The organism is Actinotignum timonense (assembly GCF_030216305.1).
Lineage (GTDB): Bacteria > Actinomycetota > Actinomycetes > Actinomycetales > Actinomycetaceae > Actinotignum > Actinotignum timonense_A.
The window spans coordinates 17001-34979 of sequence record NZ_JASOKT010000017.1 but is presented as its reverse complement, the minus strand read 5'-3'; the positions used below and the strand labels follow the sequence as shown (position 1 = coordinate 34979).

The 17979-nt window shown below is 64.4% G+C and carries 11 protein-coding genes, 1 tRNA gene and 1 other RNA gene; 9 read left to right on the top strand and 4 right to left on the bottom strand.

Annotation, left to right across the window (positions count from 1 at the left end; genetic code table 11):
• The first annotated feature begins 1 nt into the window (after position 1).
• Positions 2–75, top strand: a tRNA-Val gene (locus QP305_RS07920).
• Positions 76–106: 31 nt separating this feature from the next.
• Here QP305_RS07920 and QP305_RS07915 read toward each other — a convergent pair.
• The gene (locus QP305_RS07915) at positions 107–946 is read right to left on the bottom strand and encodes an aldo/keto reductase (RefSeq protein WP_284904821.1); all 840 of its coding nucleotides are present in this window, start codon (positions 944–946) and stop codon (positions 107–109) included.
• Between the two features lie 308 nt (positions 947–1254).
• Here QP305_RS07915 and QP305_RS07910 point away from each other — a divergent pair, with 308 nt between their 5' ends.
• The 4 genes from QP305_RS07910 to QP305_RS07895 all read left to right on the top strand — a co-directional run bounded on the left by QP305_RS07910 (position 1255) and on the right by QP305_RS07895 (position 6672).
• Positions 1255–2829, top strand: a complete 1575-nt coding sequence (locus QP305_RS07910) for a peptide MFS transporter (RefSeq protein WP_284904820.1) — start codon at positions 1255–1257, stop codon at positions 2827–2829.
• Positions 2830–2921: 92 nt separating this feature from the next.
• Complete coding sequence (locus QP305_RS07905; protein ID WP_284904819.1) at positions 2922–4976, top strand: CocE/NonD family hydrolase; 2055 nt, start codon at positions 2922–2924, stop codon at positions 4974–4976.
• A gap of 14 nt (positions 4977–4990) precedes the next feature.
• On the top strand, positions 4991–5776 hold the full coding sequence (locus tag QP305_RS07900) for a Nif3-like dinuclear metal center hexameric protein (protein WP_284904818.1): 786 nt from the start codon (positions 4991–4993) through the stop codon (positions 5774–5776).
• A gap of 155 nt (positions 5777–5931) precedes the next feature.
• Positions 5932–6672 carry a zinc ribbon domain-containing protein gene (locus QP305_RS07895; RefSeq protein ID WP_284904817.1) on the top strand — a complete coding sequence of 247 codons (741 nt, stop codon included), beginning with the start codon at positions 5932–5934 and terminating at the stop codon, positions 6670–6672.
• Between the two features lie 203 nt (positions 6673–6875).
• Here QP305_RS07895 and QP305_RS07890 read toward each other — a convergent pair whose 3' ends face one another.
• Positions 6876–9314: a hypothetical protein gene (locus QP305_RS07890; protein WP_284904816.1), complete on the bottom strand. Its 2439-nt coding sequence runs from the start codon at positions 9312–9314 to the stop codon at positions 6876–6878.
• Between the two features lie 632 nt (positions 9315–9946).
• On the opposite strand from QP305_RS07890, the gene rnpB reads away from it, so the two are divergent.
• Positions 9947–10291, top strand: an RNA gene (gene rnpB / locus QP305_RS07885) — RNase P RNA component class A.
• Between the two features lie 56 nt (positions 10292–10347).
• Here rnpB and map read toward each other — a convergent pair.
• Complete coding sequence (gene map, locus QP305_RS07880) at positions 10348–11259, bottom strand: type I methionyl aminopeptidase (RefSeq protein ID WP_284904815.1); 912 nt, start codon at positions 11257–11259, stop codon at positions 10348–10350.
• 9 nt (positions 11260–11268) lie between these two features.
• Positions 11269–12075 carry a 3-methyl-2-oxobutanoate hydroxymethyltransferase gene (gene panB, locus QP305_RS07875; RefSeq protein WP_284904814.1) on the bottom strand — a complete coding sequence of 269 codons (807 nt, stop codon included), beginning with the start codon at positions 12073–12075 and terminating at the stop codon, positions 11269–11271.
• A 219-nt stretch (positions 12076–12294) separates the two neighbouring features.
• Here panB and QP305_RS07870 point away from each other — a divergent pair, with 219 nt between their 5' ends.
• The 3 genes from QP305_RS07870 to QP305_RS07860 are packed head-to-tail and all read left to right on the top strand — an operon-like array spanning position 12295 to position 17945.
• On the top strand, positions 12295–13494 hold the full coding sequence (locus tag QP305_RS07870) for a DUF2207 family protein (protein ID WP_284904813.1): 1200 nt from the start codon (positions 12295–12297) through the stop codon (positions 13492–13494).
• A gap of 57 nt (positions 13495–13551) precedes the next feature.
• Positions 13552–14889, top strand: coding sequence for a glutamine synthetase family protein (locus QP305_RS07865; RefSeq protein ID WP_087070665.1), 1338 nt, complete (start codon positions 13552–13554; stop codon positions 14887–14889).
• A gap of 17 nt (positions 14890–14906) precedes the next feature.
• A complete protein-coding gene (locus tag QP305_RS07860; protein ID WP_284904812.1) occupies positions 14907–17945 on the top strand; it encodes a bifunctional [glutamine synthetase] adenylyltransferase/[glutamine synthetase]-adenylyl-L-tyrosine phosphorylase in 3039 nt (1012 codons plus the stop codon).
• The last annotated feature ends 34 nt before the right edge of the window (positions 17946–17979 follow it).

Below are 17979 nucleotides of genomic sequence, written 5' to 3'. Positions count from 1 at the left end.
CGGGCCCGTAGCTCAGTTGGTCAGAGCACCTGGTTTACACCCAGGGTGTCATCGGTTCGAATCCGGTCGGGCCCACTTTTTATTCCGTGGGCGCCGCGAAATTCCGCTACCACTCTTCGTGCGTGCGCGCATCCCACACGTGCAGGTCCCCGGTGTCTAAGGCGGCCAGATCGCGCATATCCGAGTCATCCAGGGTGAAGTTGAACAGATCGGCATTTGCCCGCCAGCGCTCGCGTTGGGACGACGACGGAATCACCACAATGCCCTGCTGGACACACCAGCGCAGCACAATCTGCCCGGCACTCACCCCGTGCTTGGCCGCCAGGCGCTTCACCACGATTTGATCCAGCAGCTTTTCCGGCCCGCCGAGCGGCCGCCACGCCTGGGTGACAATACCGTGGCGCTCGTGGAAAGCGCGCAGATCGATGCGCGGAAGAGCGACTGAGAGCTGGATCTGGTTGAGTACCGGCCAAACTCCGGTGGCCTTATAAAGGTGTGTGAGATGCTCGGGCAAGAAATTCGAGACCCCTACGTGGCGCACCAGGCCCTCTGCCTGCGCCGCGAGCATCTCCTCCCAGGTTTCCACGTATAGGCCACGGGAAGGATTGGGCCAGTGGATAAGGAGGGCGTCGAGGTAATCGGTATCTAGGCGACGCAGCGAATCCTCAATACTGCGCCGGGTGTACCGCTTCCCCTGTTCCCCGCCGGCCACCTTCGAGGTGATGAATACCTCCGCGCGGGGAACCCCGGAGCGTTTCACCGCCTCGCCGACGGCCGTTTCATTGGCGTACTGCTGGGCGGTATCGATAAGGCGGTAGCCATCGGCAATGATCTGGCCGAGCGTGGTGGCAAGCTCGTTACCTTTGGCCAGTAGGGATCCGATCCCAACCAGGGGAATCTGGCCGCCATCGGCAAGGGGAATGGTGGGAATATCGCATGTGGTCATGCCCCACAGCCTATCAATGTGACCGATGTCATGTCTATTCGAGTTTTTCCTACGGGCTCAGGGCTTGCGGCGGGTGGGCGGTAGGGCGAAAACGATAAAAAAGTACTCAAATAGCGGTTATGTCGGAGGTGCTTGTTACCCTGGAAAACGGATAGCAGGGCCGAAAAGTGCCCCTGCTGTGCTTGGAAAAGCCGGGGATGCGCGCCCGTCGCGCTGCCCCGGAAGGACGCACGCGCGCGCCTAGAGAAAGGAGGAAGCGGCCGCGATAGCGGGGTCAGACGGTCCCGTTTTTCGAGAAGGAGTACCACGTGACTGACCTACCCACCCACGCGCAGATTGCCGCGCAGGTCCCCGATAACGTCGAGAATCCCAAAAAGTACATTAAGGAACATAAGGAAGCCCTGCGCCGCGACCGGCGCGCCCGCGCCACCCGCTCCTTTATGGGCCAACCCACCGGCCTGTATTCCCTTTTCGGCCTGGAACTCTGGGAGCGTTTCTCCTACCTGGGCTTCCAAGCCATTCTGGTCCTCTACTTCACCGATGCCATCGCCAGCGGCGGGCTCGGCTACGCGGAGGACGTGGGATCTTCCATCGTGGCCGCCTACGGTGCCCTCGTCTACCTGCTTTCCATCGCGGGCGCCTGGATCGCGGATCGGATTTCCGGCACCTACCGCACGGTGCTCTGGGGCGGCATTGTTATTGCCGCGGGCCATATCGCCATGGGTATCCCCACCGAATTCTTCACCTGGGTGGGCCTGGGCCTCATCGTGGTGGGAACCGGGCTCCTCAAACCCAATGTTTCCACCATGGTGGGTGAACTCTACGCACCCGGGGATAGCCGCCGCGATGCCGGCTTCTCCATCTACTACGCCGGTATTAATATCGGGGCGTTCCTCGGGCCGCTGGTGGCCGGGTTCCTCGGCCAACGGGTGCACTGGCACGCCGGTTTCGCCTCCGCCGCGGTGGGAATGATCCTCGGCCTCATCGCCTACGTGGCAACCGGGAAAAATCTATCCGGGCGCGCCAAAGCACATCGCATCCGCGCCAGTTTCGTGGCGGACCGTTCCTTCTGGATGCTCGTGGGACTGGTTGGAGCAGTGGTGGCGGTAGCCACGCTTTTCGCCACCTTCTCCTCCGCCACACTCAGCGACGTCGTCAATGGCATCTCCGTGATCACCTGGATCGTGCCGGTGTTCTTCTTCCTGTGGATGTACCGCTCCCCGAAGGTCACCCCGGTAGAACGGCGCAATCTCATCCCCTACGCGCTGCTGCTCATCGCCCTCATCCTCTACAACCTGCTCTATTTCCAAACCGGAAATACCCTCAACCTCGTGGCCCTCAACGCCACCGATAACACCATCGGCTCCCTGAGTTACCCCTCCTCCTATTACATTTCCCTCACCGCCATCGTGGAAATCATCATGGGGCCGGTGCTCGCCTGGATCTGGCTGAAAATGGGCAAACGCCAACCGCACGTGGCCGCGAAAGTGGGGCTGGGCGCGGTGCTCGGCGGGATCGCCTTCGTCATCGTGGCACTCGCGGGCATCCTCACCCCGCGCGGGGCCCTCCTCATGCCACTGTGGCTGGTGGGATGCTATATCTTCCTCGGCCTGGGGGACCTGGTGCTGCAAACCTCGGGGATGTCGGCCACCACCAAACTCGCCCCGCGGGCTTTCGCCTCCCAAACCATGGCCCTGTGGTTCGCGGCCATGGCCTGCGCCCAGGGCATCCAAGCCCAGGTGGTGAAATTCTTCGATTACGAAAATATGGCCGCCTCCATCCCTGCCTACTTCGGAGTGCAGGGAGCGGTGGTTATCGGTTACGGCGTGCTGCTCATGGCGCTTACTCCGTGGATGCGCTCACGTATGAAAGTCGTCGCGTAAAGCTGGCGGCGTCGTCGTTCCTCAACGCGCCCCACGAAAACCGCAGCACACGCATAAAAACAACACGGCACAGACGCCTAGGAAGGAGAACAATGGAGTACATCACAGATTTTCCCTACGAGACTGAGATTCGCGAGGGGTGGATTCCGCTCTCGGACGGCACCCGGCTGTGGATGAAAGCCTGGATGCCGCGCACGGAGGAAAAAGTGCCGGCGATCCTGGAGTATCTGCCCTACCGCAGCGGAGACTGGACCGCGCCGCGCGATCACGAACGCCACCCGTATTACGCCGGGCACGGCTACGCCTCCATCCGGGTCGATATCCGCGGGCACGGCAATTCCGAGGGCATCCCGGGCGATGAATACGATGCGCAGGAACATAAAGACGGCCTGGAAGTCATCGAGTGGATTGCCGCGCAGGAGTGGTGCACGGGGAGCGTGGGCATGTTCGGGATTTCCTGGGGCGGTTTCAATTCGCTCCAGCTCGCCTCCTACCAGCCGGAAGCCCTCAAAGCGATTGTCACCACCTGCTCCACCGACGATCGCTACGACAATGACGTGCATTATTTCGGCGGCTCGATGCTCGCGGTGGATATGCACGCCTGGGGAGCCACCATGCTCGCCTTCGAATCCCGGCCGCCGGACCCGCGCGCCGTGGGGGAGAAGTGGAAGTCCATGTGGCTGAAGCGCCTCAATAATATGGAGCCCTACGTAGATACCTGGATGAGTCACCAAACCCGCGATGCCTACTGGAAACACGGCTCGGTGTGTGAGGATTATTCGAAACTCGATGCAGCGGTGCTCGCGGTGGGTGGCTGGTTTGATCCGTACCGCGATACCGTGCTGCGCCTGGTGGAGAATCTCTCCGCACTGGGGAAGAACGTGCGCGGGCTGCTCGGGCCGTGGAGCCACCAGTACCCGGATCGCGATCTGCGCCCGGGCCCGCATATTGATTTCCTCGGGGAAACGCTGCGCTGGTGGGATAGGTGGCTCAAGGGCGTGGATAACGGCGCGATGGATGAGCCGCTGCTGCGCACCTGGATCAGTGACCCCATGCGCCCAGCCTCGGTATACGAGGAAATTGAGGGCCGCTGGGTGGCGGAACGCGCCTGGCCCTCCCCGGATATTGAGTCGCTTCGTTTTGAATTGGGGCGGGCGAGCGTATCGCCGGGTGCGGTGCGTGGTGGCACGATTCTTGTGAAGTCGCCGCAAGACATCGGCTCGGATGCCGGGCGGTACTTCCCGTACGGGAACGACGCCGATTTGCCGGTCGATCAGCGCGCCGACGATGGCCGCGCGGTGACCTGCGATTTTTACCTGGGGGAATCGGTCGAGATTCTCGGTAATGCCAGGGCGTTGCTGCGCTTGCGTAACGGCGGGGAGCGCGGGCATATGTATGTGCGCCTGGAAGATGTGGCCCTGGACGGTGCCTCCACGCTCATCACTCGCGGGAACCTCAACCTGAGCGCCCGCGAGGGGCGCGAGCGGATCGTGGAGATGCCCGCGGGGCAGTGGGTGGATGTGGAGATTCCACTCACCGGTATTGGCTACCATTTCGCGGCCGGGCACACATTGCGGGTGGCGCTTTCCAGTGCTTACTGGCCGTGGATTTGGCCGGCGCGGGAAAACGCCGGGGTGGAAGTGGATCTGGGGGCCTCCGCGCTGGTGGTGCCCGCCCGCCCGATTCGCCCCGGGGGAGAGCGCGATGCGCTCGATGATGCGGTGCGTTTCGCCGGGCCGGTCCAGCCCGTTGGTTTGGACGTGAAGTACCCGGAAGCTGGGGCTGCCGGAGCCCGCCGTCCCGAACGCCTTATCACCCGCGACGTGGTGAAGAAAGAGACGTTCATCCAGGTAGATCCGGCCTACGGAGGCACCCGGGTTTACCCGGACGGCCTCCACTATGACGAAGATTCCGTGGAACGCTACTGGATTTCCTGGGATGACCCGCTTTCGGCCCGCACCGAAGCCGAATGGAAAATCGGGTTGGCCCGCCCGGATATCGGTTGGGAGGTCCGCCTGGAAGCAGATACTCGCATTCGCTGCGATGCGGAGAACTTCTACGTGCAATCGGTGGTCACTGCTTTCGATCACGAGGAGGAAATTTTCCACAAGGAATGGGAGAGCACCGTGGAGCGCACGGCGTCCTAGGGTAGGGTGAGTCCATGACGTATACAGTGGCGGATATCACCGCGGCCATGGACGAATTCTTCCCACCCGCATGCGCGGAAAGCTGGGACCGGGTCGGCCTGGTGGCCGGCCTGCCCAGCGACGAGGTGCGCAGCGTCGGTTTCGCCGTCGACCCGTGTGAAGCAACCGTGCAAGAAGCCTGCGAACGCGGGGCCGACCTCCTCATCACCCACCACCCGCTCTTTTTGCGGGGAACCTCGACCGTGGCGGGAACGTTCGCCAAGGGAAGGTGGATCACGCAGCTGGTGCGCGGGCGGGTTGCGCTTTTTAGTGCGCACACCAATGCGGACGTGGTGGCCTCCACCGCCGCGCTCGCGCGGCTGCTGGACGTGGAGATTGAAGCGCCGCTGGATCCCGAATCCGGAATAGGCGGGGTGGGCAGCATCGCAGCCGTGCCTTTCGGGCAGCTGGTCGAGCGGGTCGCGCAGGTGCTGCCGCATACCCCGGCCGGCGTGCTCGGAGCTGGCGATCCGCAGCGAGTGGTGCGGCGGCTAGCCATCTGCTCCGGGTCGGGGGATTCGCTATTGGCAGCCGCGAAAGCCGCGGGCGCGGATGCTTATCTCACCGCGGATCTGCGCCACCACCCGGCCACCGACCATATTTGGGACGGCGGCTGCGCCCTCATCTGCGCCACCCACTGGGCTAGCGAATGGCCGGTACTGAGCGAGATGGAGCAGCGTTTGCTCGCACGCTTCCCGCAGCTGGATACGTATATTTCCGAGATTCCCACGGATGCTTGGAATATTGCGCTGCGCGGTTAAAGTACGACGGCGCAGTGGTGCCGGCCGGGCTACGTCATGCTTGCCGGGCCATCGGTGCTGCGCGGGTGAGCTCGCTGCGCGGGGCCGGTTCTCCCACATAGAATAGGGGAAGGCGCGCCGTGCGCCTTTCGTGCGAGTCGAAGGAGATCCACCCGATGAAAGCACCCCGTGCCGATCAACTTATCCTGCTTCAGGTTGCAGACTTGGACGCGCAGCTCAATCGCCTCGAGCGGGAAAATACCCAGCATCCGCTGCGAGCCTCTTTGGGTAAACTCCTCAACGCGATTGCCGCGCGCGGGCGGGAAAAAACCGCGGCGGAGACGCAGTTGGAGCAGGCGCGGGCGGAGTTAGCGAGTGTGGAGAAGACCAGCGCGGATTTGGCTCGCCAGGTAGCGGACAAAGAAGAAAAATATAATGCCGGCACCGGGCTGACCTCCCGCGATCTGCTCGTGCTGGAAGACGAAATGGCGGCGCTGCGCACCACCCTGGAAGAAACGTCGGAAAAGGAGTTCGCTGCGCTCGAAGCTGTTGAAGGTGGCGAAGAGCGAGTGCGGGAATTGGGTGCAGCTATCGATTCACTCCAAGAAAAAGTACTGGCCCAGCGTTCCGAACTGGAGGACGTGGTCGCGGACATCACCGCTTCCCAAGAAAAAATCCGCGCTCAGCGCGAGGAACTCTATGCACCGCTGGCAGAATCGCTCAAAAAAGTGTACGAACACTCGGTTGCTACCGGCGGCTACGCGGTTATGACCATGACGCCTAACGGTGCTACCGGGGCGGGAATCACACTTTCCCCGGTGGAAGTGGCGCAAATCAAGGCCACCCCGGAAGATGAGATTTATCTTTCTGAGGACTACGACTGCATTATCGTGCCGGTTGATTACGACGAAGCCTAGGCCGGCTCTCTTTTTCACGCCTGTACTTCGCATATACGACAGATGTAGTACAGCTCGGAAAAACAACCCGTCCCCGCCAGAGCAATTGCCAGGCGGGGACGTGCGGAGTGCGCATTCGAAACTATGAGAGACACAGAGTGCGCATAAGAAACACGAAATCAGCTGAAAATGGTGTTCTTATGCGCACTCTATGTTGTGCGGCTTTAGCGCGTGGTGCGCTTACGGGAGGCGTACGCCACCGCGCCCGTTCCGGCAAGCATCAGCAGCAGAGCTGAACCCGCGATGCCGCTGCTCTCCGCGCCGGTGCTCGGCAGCTGCGCCGCGGGTGCCGCGTGCTTGGCAACCGACTGCTGACCGCGGGCGAGCGGTGCAGAAGGATCGGCATGCTTGCCGCCCTGCGCTGAAGGATTCTGCGCAGAAGCTCCCGGTGCCGGCGTGCTCGGTGCCGGCGTGCTCGGAGCCGCGGTTCCGGTTCCGGGCTGCTCTGGATTAGCCGGTTGTTCCGGTTGTGCCGGAGTTTCAGGAGCGCCCGGGGTACCCGGCTGTTCGCCCGCGCCCGGCCGCTCCGCTTCCTCAGCAGCGCACTTGTCCAGGAAAGTCCGCAGCGCCGCGATACGCGTATCAAGCGCGGCAAGATCATCCGTGGAACGCTTTACCGCCGCATCGGCCTCCGCGGCCTTCGCCGTCGCGTCCGCAAGTGCCGTGCCAGCGGCCGCATCCTGCTCACGGGCCGCAGCAGCATCCGCCTCCGGCTGGGTAGCAGCCGCGGCCAACGTGTCGTATTCGGCCTGCAAACCGTCCAGCTTCGCGCCGGCCGCTTCCAGCTCCGCTACCTTCTGGCGCGTCGCGTCACGCTCAGCTTCAGCGGACGTAACCGCCGCAGCGCTCTTCTGCGCCGCAGTTTTCGCCTTCTCAAGCTCCTGATCCGCAGCGCCCTTCGCGGCCTCTGCCTCCGCGAGCGCACCGGCCGCTTGGGTCTGCTCCTGCTGTGCATCTTCACGCTTGAGGCGCAGATCATTCCACTTGGGTACGTGCACGGTCATGATCTGCTCGGAAAGTGCGGCGTGCTCGGTGGCTAGCTGCGTGGCTTTCTCCTGCGCGGCGGCGGTTTCCCGCTGGGCCGCGGCCAGGGCCTCATCCACCGGGCGGGTCGCTTCCGCGGCGGCCGCTTCCGCTGCAGCGAGAGCCGCCTTCGTCGTTTCTACCTGCTGCTGGGCCGCGGTGAGCGCCGCGTCCTTCTCCGCAAGAGCAGCGCGCTTGGCCTTCTCGGTTTCCACCGCGGCGGTCAGCTTCGCGGCGCTGTCCTGCGCGGCCTGCTGATTCGCAGCGTGAGCTGTCTCCAGCCCGGTCTTCTCGGTCTGCGCGGCATCGCGCTCGGCTTCCTTCGCCGGAACCTGGGTGGCCAGCTGATCCTTTTCCGCAACCTTAGCGGTATAGGCATCATTAGCCTGCGTGAAAGCCGCCTTCTTCGGTGCGGTTTCGGCCTTCTTCGCCTCCCATTCCTGCCGGTACTGCTCTACGTCCGCGTCGGTGAAATTCTTCTTATCTCCGGCAGCCGCCTCGTACCAATCCCTGGCTTCATCCTCGGCCGCCTGGGCTTCGTTGTAGGCGGCCTCAGCGTCATTCTTCGCCTGTTCGAGCGCGGGCAGCGCGGCCTCCACCTCGGCCTGGCGGTTCTTCAGGTCGGTCACGGCGTTCTCAAGATCACCGAGCTTCTGCGTGGCCTGCGCCAGCTTCGCTTCCGAATCCTTGGCCTTCGCCTGGGCAGCTTCGTCCTCGCCACGCTTGGCGGTCACGTCGTTAGCGGCTGCGGCTGCCGCCTGCTGGGCTTCCTCCTTCGCGGCCTGAGCGGCGGGAAGGGCGGCAACAGCGTCGTCGTACCCGCGCTGCGCGGCGGCGACCTTTTCCTCCTCCCGCGCAACCACCTCGGAACGGGTATCCTGCGCCGCGCGTTCCTTCGCCTGCGCCGCGGTCACATCCGCATCCGCCTGCGCCTTCTTCTCGGTCACCTCACGCAACTGCGCGGCGAGCTTCTCGCGTTCGGCATTGCCTGCGGCCTCGGCGGCCTGCGCCGCCTCCAGCTTCGCGCGTGCATCCTTCTCGGCCTGCGTCTTTGCGGCGAGATCCGCGTTCTTTTCCTCAAGAACGCGCTGCGCTTCCGTTACCGCCGCGCTGTCCTTGTCTTTTTGCGACGACGCCGCGCCTACCCGGCCCTCCGCCTCCTCGAGGGCGGTGCGGGCCGCGGGAAGCGCATCTTTCGCGGCCTGACCTTCCGCCTGGAAAGCATCGAGTGCGGTCTTGGCACTGTCGCGTGCCTCCGCGGCGGCCTGAGCGGCCTTATCCGCCTCGCTCAGTTTCGCGGCTGCTGCATCCTTGGCGGCCTGCGCCGCCGTTGCCGCTTCCTGAGCGGCGGCGAGCTCCTGCTGCGCCGTTTCCGTTTTCTTGACCAGTGCCTCGCGTTCGGCCTTTGCTTCATCCACCGCGGCCTTCGCTTTGGGGGAATCCGTGCAGGAGGTAAAGGAGGCTCCCGGGGTGGGGGAGTCGGCGGCCGGCTGGGCATGGGCGGCAACGGTGCTCGCCATGCTGAGGGCGAGGGTGGTCACGGTAAGAGTACTGGCGAGTCGGGAGATGCGCTGTGTCATGGGGATCCTTCGCGAAGACGTGCAGTACTACCCGGAGCGGCTAATCTGCAACTTTTGAGCGTTTATAAAACAGCTAAAGTCTACGAGCCAGACTGTATATTCGTACATGACCTTTGGTTAAATGTGGTGAGCGTCTACGGTGGTGGGTAGCGGTGGCGCGTGGCAGGTATTCGCGGTGTTGCGCAGCGTGTGGAGCATTCACGCAACGTTGCGGAGAGAGGTGCGGGAGCCGACCCTCACGCAAAGTCGGCCCCCGCAGCCATTACCTACTAACAGAGAAAACGCGCGAAACGTCGCTGTTTTGCCTGTTGTCTGGATTCTAAGCAGGTTTAATATTTACGGGCAAGGGATCCTCAAAGACTTGACAATCGCTGCTGCGGGGGTGAGAACGGCTTGCCTTACTTTCCCGCGCATTCGGACTTTTGCATGTGAGCAAGGGAACAATATTGCATAATTACTCGTGGTAATCGATGGGGGAGATACATTCAGAAACGGCATTCTTAGATGCTGCCAGAACCCCGATCAGAACCCCGGTCACAACCTCGGGGTGACCACCGCGCACAGTAGGGTTGCCCACCGCGCACCTGTAGGCCCGCTACCACGTCCCCTCCAGGCTGGTAGCATAAACGGGTCATGTTGGCCGGGCGGCCGCGCGGCGCGTATGCGCCTCGAGGAACGTCCGGGCTCCGTAGAGGACGGTGGTGGGTAACGCCCACCCGGGGTGACCCGCGGGAAAGCGCAACAGAAAGTAAACCGCCGCAAGGTAAGGGTGAAAGGGTGGTGTAAGAGACCACCGCGTGCCGGGTGACCGGCATGGCACGGCAAGCCCCACCGGGAGCAAGATCAGACAGTGCCCCGCCAGGCTCCTCGTCTAGGGCACGGGTGGATTGCTAGAGTGCGTCAGCAATGGCGCACGTAGATGGATGGTCGCCGCCGCGCAAGCGGTACAGAACCCGGCGTATAGGCCAAGATGACAGTGGGGGCGGATTTTCGGATCCGCCCCCACGCGCATATCAGCGCCGTGTCTACCTGCCTAGAGCCGTAGCCCAAGATTCGGATCGGAGGGCAGCGTGAGGATTTCCGGTCCGCTTTCCCGCACCACGATGGTGTGTTCAAATTGGGCGGTGCGCCCGCGATCCTTGGTCACAACGGTCCAGTCATCATCCCAGATCTCATAGTCGATAGTTCCCAGGGTCACCATGGGCTCGACTGTAAAGACCATATTCTCTTCGATAGTTTCCCCGTGCAAAGGTGCGGCGTCGTAATGAGGAATAATAAGACCGGAATGGAAAGCTTCGCCTACGCCGTGCCCGGTGAAATCCCGGACGTCCCCGTAATCGAAACGCTTGGTGTAAGACTCGATGACCCGCCCGATCACATTGACCTGGCGCCCGGGGCGTGCCGCTTTAATTCCGCGCAGGGTGGCGGTGGCGGTACGTTCGATGAGGAGGCGGGATTCTTCGTCGATCTCGCCCACGCCGAAGGTGGCATTGGTATCCCCGTGCACGCCGTCCTTATAGGCCGTGACATCCAGATTAATAATGTCGCCCTCGCGTAGTACCTGGTCATCGGGGATGCCGTGGCAGATAACCTCGTTTACGGAGGTGCAGATCGACTTGGGGAAACCCATATAGCCCAGGCAGGAGGGGTAGGCGCGGTTATCGATCATGTACTCGTGCGCGATGCGGTCCAGCTCATCGGTGCTCACGCCCGGGCGGATCGCTTTTGCGGCCTCGTACATGGCATCCGCGGCAATGGTTCCCGCCACGCGAATCCGCTCAATCGTCTCCTCGGTTTTCACATCCGAGGCGGTGATCACTTCCGGCCCGTCATGGAACATATATTCGGGGCGTTCAATGGAAGCCGGAACTTTACGGCGCGGCGAAATCTTTCCGGGACGCGCCGTACCGAGCGGCGCACGTGCTGCAAGACTCATAGCCACCATTGTAGTGGCTTAGAAACTGTGCTCCTTATCCGGGAATTCCCGGCCCTTGACGGCCGTGCGGAAAGTGGTGACCGCGTTGCTCAGCGCCGCACCTACCTCGCCGAAACGCTTGGCGTAGGAGGGTTGCCATTCGGTCATCCCGGCCATATCCGGCCAGACCAGCAGCTGCCCGGAGGTGCGATACCCGGCCCCGATTCCGAGGGTGGGAACCGAAAGAATCTCGGTAATTTTTGCTCCGAGTTTCCCGGGTACCATTTCGACGACGACGGCAATAGCTCCGGCCTTCTCCAGCGAGACCGCGTCATCAATAATGGCCTCGCTTTCTTCTTCATCCCGGCCCTGGACCCGCGGGCCACCCAGGGCGGCATCGGCGTGGGGGCGGTAACCGACGTGGGCCACCACGTTAATCCCGGCTTTGGTGAGGGCTTCGACGGTGGGGGCGAAAGCTTCCCCGCCTTCCAGTTTCACCGCGTCCGCCCCGGCCCGCACCAGGCGGATGGCGGTGCGGATAGCCTGCGCGGGGCTTTCCTCGTAGGTGCCCATGGGCATATCGGCAATAATAAAAGCCCGGGTGGTGCCGCGCATGACGGCGCTGGTGGCTCGTTCAATATCTTCCAGGGTGACCTGGATGGTGGAGGAGAATCCCAGGGCGGTATTGCCAATGGAATCACCCACCACCAAAATATCGATTCCGGCCGCGTCCAAGATCCGCGCTGTTAGAGCGTCATAGCAGGTGAGTGCCGTGAGCACCTCTCCGTTAGCGACCATCTCGTTCAGGTGCTGCACCCGAATTCGTGCCGGTGAGAACTCCGTCATGATTACCTCCCGATATCTATGGCTTAGAGTACTAGGTCACGCGCGCCGGTGCATCATCGCGCCCGCGGTGGAACGCGCGCCGGTGCATCATCGCGCCGGCGGTGGAACGCGGACGCTGCGCGGTGTTACGTGCCGGCCGCGCGTACGGCCCCGCGCACATCGCACTTCGCACGTACCGCGGGCCTGCTGGCACGGTACGCTAGGTGCGAGGAGGTGACTGTGGAACCCTTGCTTGAGCTGGTGTCCATGAACGCACTGGAATTCTGGTTGGCCTTAGGGATCGGGGTGACCGCCCTGGTCATTATGTGCTTGGCGCTCATCCCCAGTCGGGAATATGCCGATCTGCCGCGCGGGGTATATCCGCGTGAACCGGCCGGGGTGACCGGCCATAATTACCGGCGGCGCCGCCCGCATACCCGCCCGCCGGTACGCACTATTCCGCCGGAGATGCCTTCCGCCCTCGGTGCTTTTATGCACCGCCACTACGCCGCAGATGACGCCGCCATCACCACCCTCCTCGACCTGGCCGCCCGCGGATTCCTCACCATTGACTTCTTCCGGGATCCGGCCTTGCGCGGCCAGATGATCACCATCTCCCTCACCGAAGCCGATACTTCCACCCTCGAGCCCTTCGAGGCACGCTTCCTGGCCGCCCTGGCCTCCCCGGAAAGTGCCGAATCGGCAGCATTCCGGGAATCCGAACCCTTTGATGACCGCTCGTACCGCACCGCGATGGAAAACGCCGGGCTACCGGCCGCCTCCCGCCCGGTGCTGCGGGTACAGGGATTTTCCACACGCCTCGCTCTCGCCATCGCGCGCGATAGCAAAGCGGAAGTGGTCTCTCGGCGCGGCTGGTACCACCACGGGCGCGAATTAGTGGGCTCGCTGGCCGCCGTGCTTTTCTTCGGAGGTATCGCGCTCATGGGCCTGGCGTTTATCGGGGCTCTGGCTTTCCAGCTGTCCTGGTACTGGCTCATTGTGGGCGGGTGGCTGGTGTTCTGCGGATTCGTTGGGCTTCTCAACTTTTCTTCCCTCACCCCGAATGGAGTGGTGGCCTCCGATCAGGTGGAAGGCTTCCGGCGCTTCCTCACCGCGGCGCCCCGTTTCGCCGGGGTGAGCGCGGAGGTCCTCGCCTCCTACGTGGGCTGGGCCTACGGCCTGGAATGTGCCGATGAATGGGTTCGTTCTCTCGAACGAATTAACTCGCGGGATATGCGCGACGTCGGCGCTGCTCTCCCGTGGCTGCACCTGGCCGGAGAAGATATCACGAACTGGTACCAGCTGCGCGAAGCCTTGAGCGTTCTGGAAACCCGGTTCCGTTCCCACCCGCTCGCCCACGATCTTCCGCACGCGCGGCGGCGCCACCTGCGGCGTTTCGTGCGCGGATTACTCCCCGTTTCCACTCGCACGCACACATAACGGGCATTGCCCGGACTAACGGACCCTCCCCGAAAAAACACGGAAAGATGAAGCGCCATGGATGACCAGCAAGAACACGTCCTTCGCACTATAAGCGACCGCGGTATCCGCTACGTGCGGCTGTGGTTCACCGATATCGTCGGCACCCTCAAATCCGTGGCGGTAGCTCCCGTGGAGCTCGATAATGCCTTCGCGGAGGGCGTCGGCTTCGACGGCTCGGCCATCCAAGGCCTCACGCGCGTCTACGAATCGGATATGATTGCGCGCCCGGATGCCTCGACCTTTGCGGTCTTGCGTGGCGTGGATGGGAGCGACGACGCCGCCTTCATGTTCTGCGACATCCTCACCCGCGAAGGTGAACCGGCCCGCTCCGACCCGCGGGCTATCCTCCAGCGCACCCTACGCCGCTGCGAGGATCTGGGCTTCACCGCCTACGCCCACCCGGAAGTGGAGTTTTACCTCTTCCAGCCGGGCGCCAGCGACGATGAAGAACCCACCCCGATTGATTCGGCCTCCTATTTCGATTACGTTACCCGCTCGGTGGCCCATAATTTCCGGCGCGATGTGATCCTCTCCCTGGAAGACGTAGGCATCAGCGTGGAATTTTCCCACCACGAAATCGGCCCGGGCCAACAGGAAGTGGATCTGCGCTACGCCGACTGCCTCACGATGGCCGATAGCATTATGGCCGCCCGCGTCATTATTAAAGAAGTGGCACTGCGCCACGGGGTGGAAGCATCCTTTATGCCCAAACCCCTGGCGCACTGGCCCGGCTCGGCCATGCACACCCACTTCTCACTTTTCGAAGGCGAAACAAATGCCTTCCACGACCCGCGCGGCCAATTCGGGATGTCGGTGACAGCGCGGCGCTTCCTGGCCGGGCTCATGCGCCACGCCCGCGAAATCACCGCGGTGACCAACCAGCATGTTAATTCCTATAAGCGGCTGTGGGGTGGCGGGGAAGCCCCGCCCTACGTGTGCTGGGGGCCGCGTAATCAATCAGCCCTCGTGCGGGTGCCCGAATACAAGCCCACCAAACCGCAATCCGCGCGCCTGGAATACCGCGCCCTGGACACAGCCGCCAATCCCTACCTGGCTTTCGCGGCCGTGCTGGGCGCGGGCCTGGCCGGAATCGAAGGAAAATACGATCTTTCCGACCCGGCCGATACGGATGTCCTCCTCCTCACCGATATGGAACGCTCCGTGCTCGGTATCGAATCCCTGCCCGGGAGCCTGGATAGCGCGCTCAAACTCATGGAAAGCTCCGACCTGGTTGCCGAGATCCTGGGCGAGGACGCTTTCGATTACTTCCTGCGTGATAAACGCGCCGAATGGGCCGAATACCGCGCCCAGGTCACCCCGCTGGAACGCGCGCGTTTCCGGGCTGATCGTTAGGGTCGCGGGGAGCGGGTATGCGACGTCTCACCCTCGCCCAGCGGGCCCGGCGCTGCGGATTCACGGCCCCCGAACGCGCCGCCGCGGAGCTGGAGGCCGGCGCCTGGCACCCTGAAGATTTCGCGCACGTCGCGGATCCGGACCGGGCGCTTGCGGCCTGCGCGCGGCTCGGCCTGAACCGGCGGGAGGGCGTAGGGAACGACGACGCAGCCCGGCCACGCCTGCTTGCCGTGCTCGGGCTCTCCACCGCGCTGGCCGATCACCTGGCCCGCCACCCCCAAGCCGCCCAGGAACTACGCGGGACCGCCGAAGAAGCCGAAGCGCGCGCCCTGCTGAGCGAGGCGGAGGAACGCGCGGTCATGCGCGCCGCCCTCGCGCCGTGGCTCGCGGGCGCTGTGGAAGGTACCGGGACGAGTCCTGCGGTCGGCGTCGGGCCGGATCCTATGACCGGTGCCGGGCCGGAGGTCGGGAGCGATTCGCACGCGAACCGCAGTGCCCTCCAGGATGCTATTGCCGCGCTGCGGGCCCACTACTACACCCGCATTCTCACCCTGGCCGGCTGGGACCTCACCCTGCCCGATCCCGCTGCTCGCCTGCCCGAGGTGGCCGCCACCCTCTCCAACCTGGCCTGCGCCACCCTGGAAGGCGCCCTCCAACTCGCCCGCACCCGGGTACCCGATGCCAACGCCGTCGATTTCACGATTATCGCGCTCGGGAAAACCGGGGGAGGGGAACTCAATTACGCCTCCGATGTGGACGTTGTCTATATCACCGAACCGCGCCCGGGCGTGAGCGAAGCGCGAGCCCTGGAGATCGGCACCGCCCTGGCCACCACCCTTGCCGGATATATCAGCGCACCCGGCCCCGAAAGCGCCCTGTGGACCATTGACACCGCGCTGCGCCCCGAAGGTGGAACCGGCCCCCTGGTGCGCAGCCTCGCCTCCCACCTAGACTACTACGCCACCTGGGCCCAAAGCTGGGAATTCCAAGCCCTCCTCAAAGCCCGCGTGGCCGCAGGCAACCGCGAACTCGGCGCCAACTACCTGCGCGCCACCGCCCCGCTCGTCTGGAACGCCGCCTCCCGGGACAACTTCGTAACCGACGCCCGGGCCATGCGCGCCCGCGTGGAAGCCCATATCCCCACCGCCCAACGCGACCGCCATATCAAATTAGGAGCGGGCGGCCTGCGCGACGTGGAATTCACCGTCCAGCTCCTCCAGCTCGTGCACGGGCGCGTGGACACCGCCATCCGCTCGGCCACCACCACCACGGCGCTCGCGAGCCTCTCCGAAGGCGGATATATTTCCCGCCCCGATGCCGCCCGCCTGGACCACCACTACCGTTGGCTGCGCTGCCTGGAACACCGCGCCCAACTGGTGCGGCTGCGCCGGGCCGCCGTGCTTCCCACTCGCGAAGATGACCTGCGCCGCTTAGCCCGCTCCCTCGGCCTACCCGACGCCGCGGCCCTCACCGACGCCTTCGCGCAGGTACGCCGGGAGGTGCGCGAACTCCACCAAGATATTTTCTACCGGCCCCTCCTTCCCGCCGCTGCGCAGCTAGCCGCCGATGATATTTCCCTGGCACCCGAGGCTGCACGCACCCGGCTGGCCAGTATCGGCTACCGCGACCCGGCCGGCGCACTACGCCATATCAGCGCCCTCACGGAAGGCACCAGCCGGCGCGCCGCCATCGCTCGCCAGCTCCTGCCCGTCATGCTCGGGTGGTTCGCCGAAGGCCCCGAACCGGATGCCGGCCTGCTCGCCTTCCGGGTGCTCTCCGAAAAAATGGGGGCCACCTCTTGGTATATGCGCACCCTGCGCGACGGCGGACCCGTTGCCCACCGCCTCGCCCTCATTCTTTCCCGCTCGCGTTTCCTGGCCCGCGATATCCCCGAACTACCCGAATCCATTGCGTGGTTGGGCGACGACGCCGAGCTGGCCCCGCGCAGCGCGGCGGCGCTGCGCGGGGAGCTGGACGCGCTGCTCGAGCGGCGCAGCCAGCCAGGGGAGATCGCCGGGGCGGGCCGGTGGTTGCGCTGGCGGGAAGTGCTGCGCACCGCCATGGCCCAGGCTCTCGGGCTGCTCGGGCCCGAAGAAGTGGCGGGCGCGGTGAGTAACGCTGTGGAATGCGCGGTGGAAGCGGGTGTCCGCGCCGCCAGGTGCGCCGTCGTCGCCGAAAAAAACGAGGCGGATGGCCCGCACCCCGATTTTTCTTTTGCGGTGATCGGGGTGGGGAGCCTGGGCGGGCACGAATGCGGCTACACCTCCGATGCCGATGTGATGTTTGTGTGGGACGGGCCGGAGGAGGCCGCCGGGGATGCCGATGCGCTGGCGCGTGCTTTTATGCGCCTGGAGCAGGAGGTGGGCGGGGCGCCGCCGCTGGCCGTGGATGCGGATATGCGCCCCGAGGGCCGCAGCGGGGTGCTCGCGCGCAGCTTGGATTCCTACGGGGAGTATTACCGCAACTGGGCTGAGCCCTGGGAATTTCAAGCGCTGCTGCGGGCCCGCGCGGTGGGCGGGGATCGCGAACTCGGGGAACGTTTCCTCGAGCTCGTCGCCCCGCTGCGCTACCCGGCGCACTGGGATGAGGCGCGGCGCACCGCCATCCGGCTCATGAAAATCCGGGTGGAAAAAGAACGAATCCCCGGGGGAGTGGCCCCGGCCTCCCACCTCAAGCTCGGGCCGGGCGGAAGCGCGGATGTGGAGTGGACCGCGCAGCTCCTCCAGCTTGAGCACGCCGCGGCCTACCCGCAACTCCGGGTTTCCGGAACGGGGGAGGCACTGCGGGCGGCCGGCGCTGCCGGGTTGATCACCGCGGATGAGGAACATGCCCTCGTGGAGGGCTGGCAGGCGGCCAGCGCCCTGCGCCAGGCCGCTTTTGTGGCGACGGGCCGCACCGGGAGCGCTGCTCAGGTCATTCCGCGTGATCCACGCGAGCGCGAACGCATGGCCGCGATCCTGGGCGCCGAGCACGCCAGCGATATCCTCGACCGGCGCGCCCGGGCCGCGCGGCATGCCCGCGCCGCCGTGGAACACGTATTTTACGGGCGAGGCTAGCCCGCGCACCGCGGCCAGGCCGCCGCGGGCCGCT

Coding starts and splice junctions, on each gene's coding strand:
- QP305_RS07915 (WP_284904821.1), bottom strand. CDS start 946: ATGACCACATGCGATATTCCCACCATTCCCCTTGCCGATGGCGGCCAG.
- QP305_RS07905 (WP_284904819.1), top strand. CDS start 2,922: ATGGAGTACATCACAGATTTTCCCTACGAGACTGAGATTCGCGAGGGG.
- QP305_RS07900 (WP_284904818.1), top strand. CDS start 4,991: ATGACGTATACAGTGGCGGATATCACCGCGGCCATGGACGAATTCTTC.
- QP305_RS07895 (WP_284904817.1), top strand. CDS start 5,932: ATGAAAGCACCCCGTGCCGATCAACTTATCCTGCTTCAGGTTGCAGAC.
- QP305_RS07890 (WP_284904816.1), bottom strand. CDS start 9,314: ATGACACAGCGCATCTCCCGACTCGCCAGTACTCTTACCGTGACCACC.
- map (WP_284904815.1), bottom strand. CDS start 11,259: ATGGTGGCTATGAGTCTTGCAGCACGTGCGCCGCTCGGTACGGCGCGT.
- panB (WP_284904814.1), bottom strand. CDS start 12,075: ATGACGGAGTTCTCACCGGCACGAATTCGGGTGCAGCACCTGAACGAG.
- QP305_RS07865 (WP_087070665.1), top strand. CDS start 13,552: ATGGATGACCAGCAAGAACACGTCCTTCGCACTATAAGCGACCGCGGT.
- QP305_RS07860 (WP_284904812.1), top strand. CDS start 14,907: ATGCGACGTCTCACCCTCGCCCAGCGGGCCCGGCGCTGCGGATTCACG.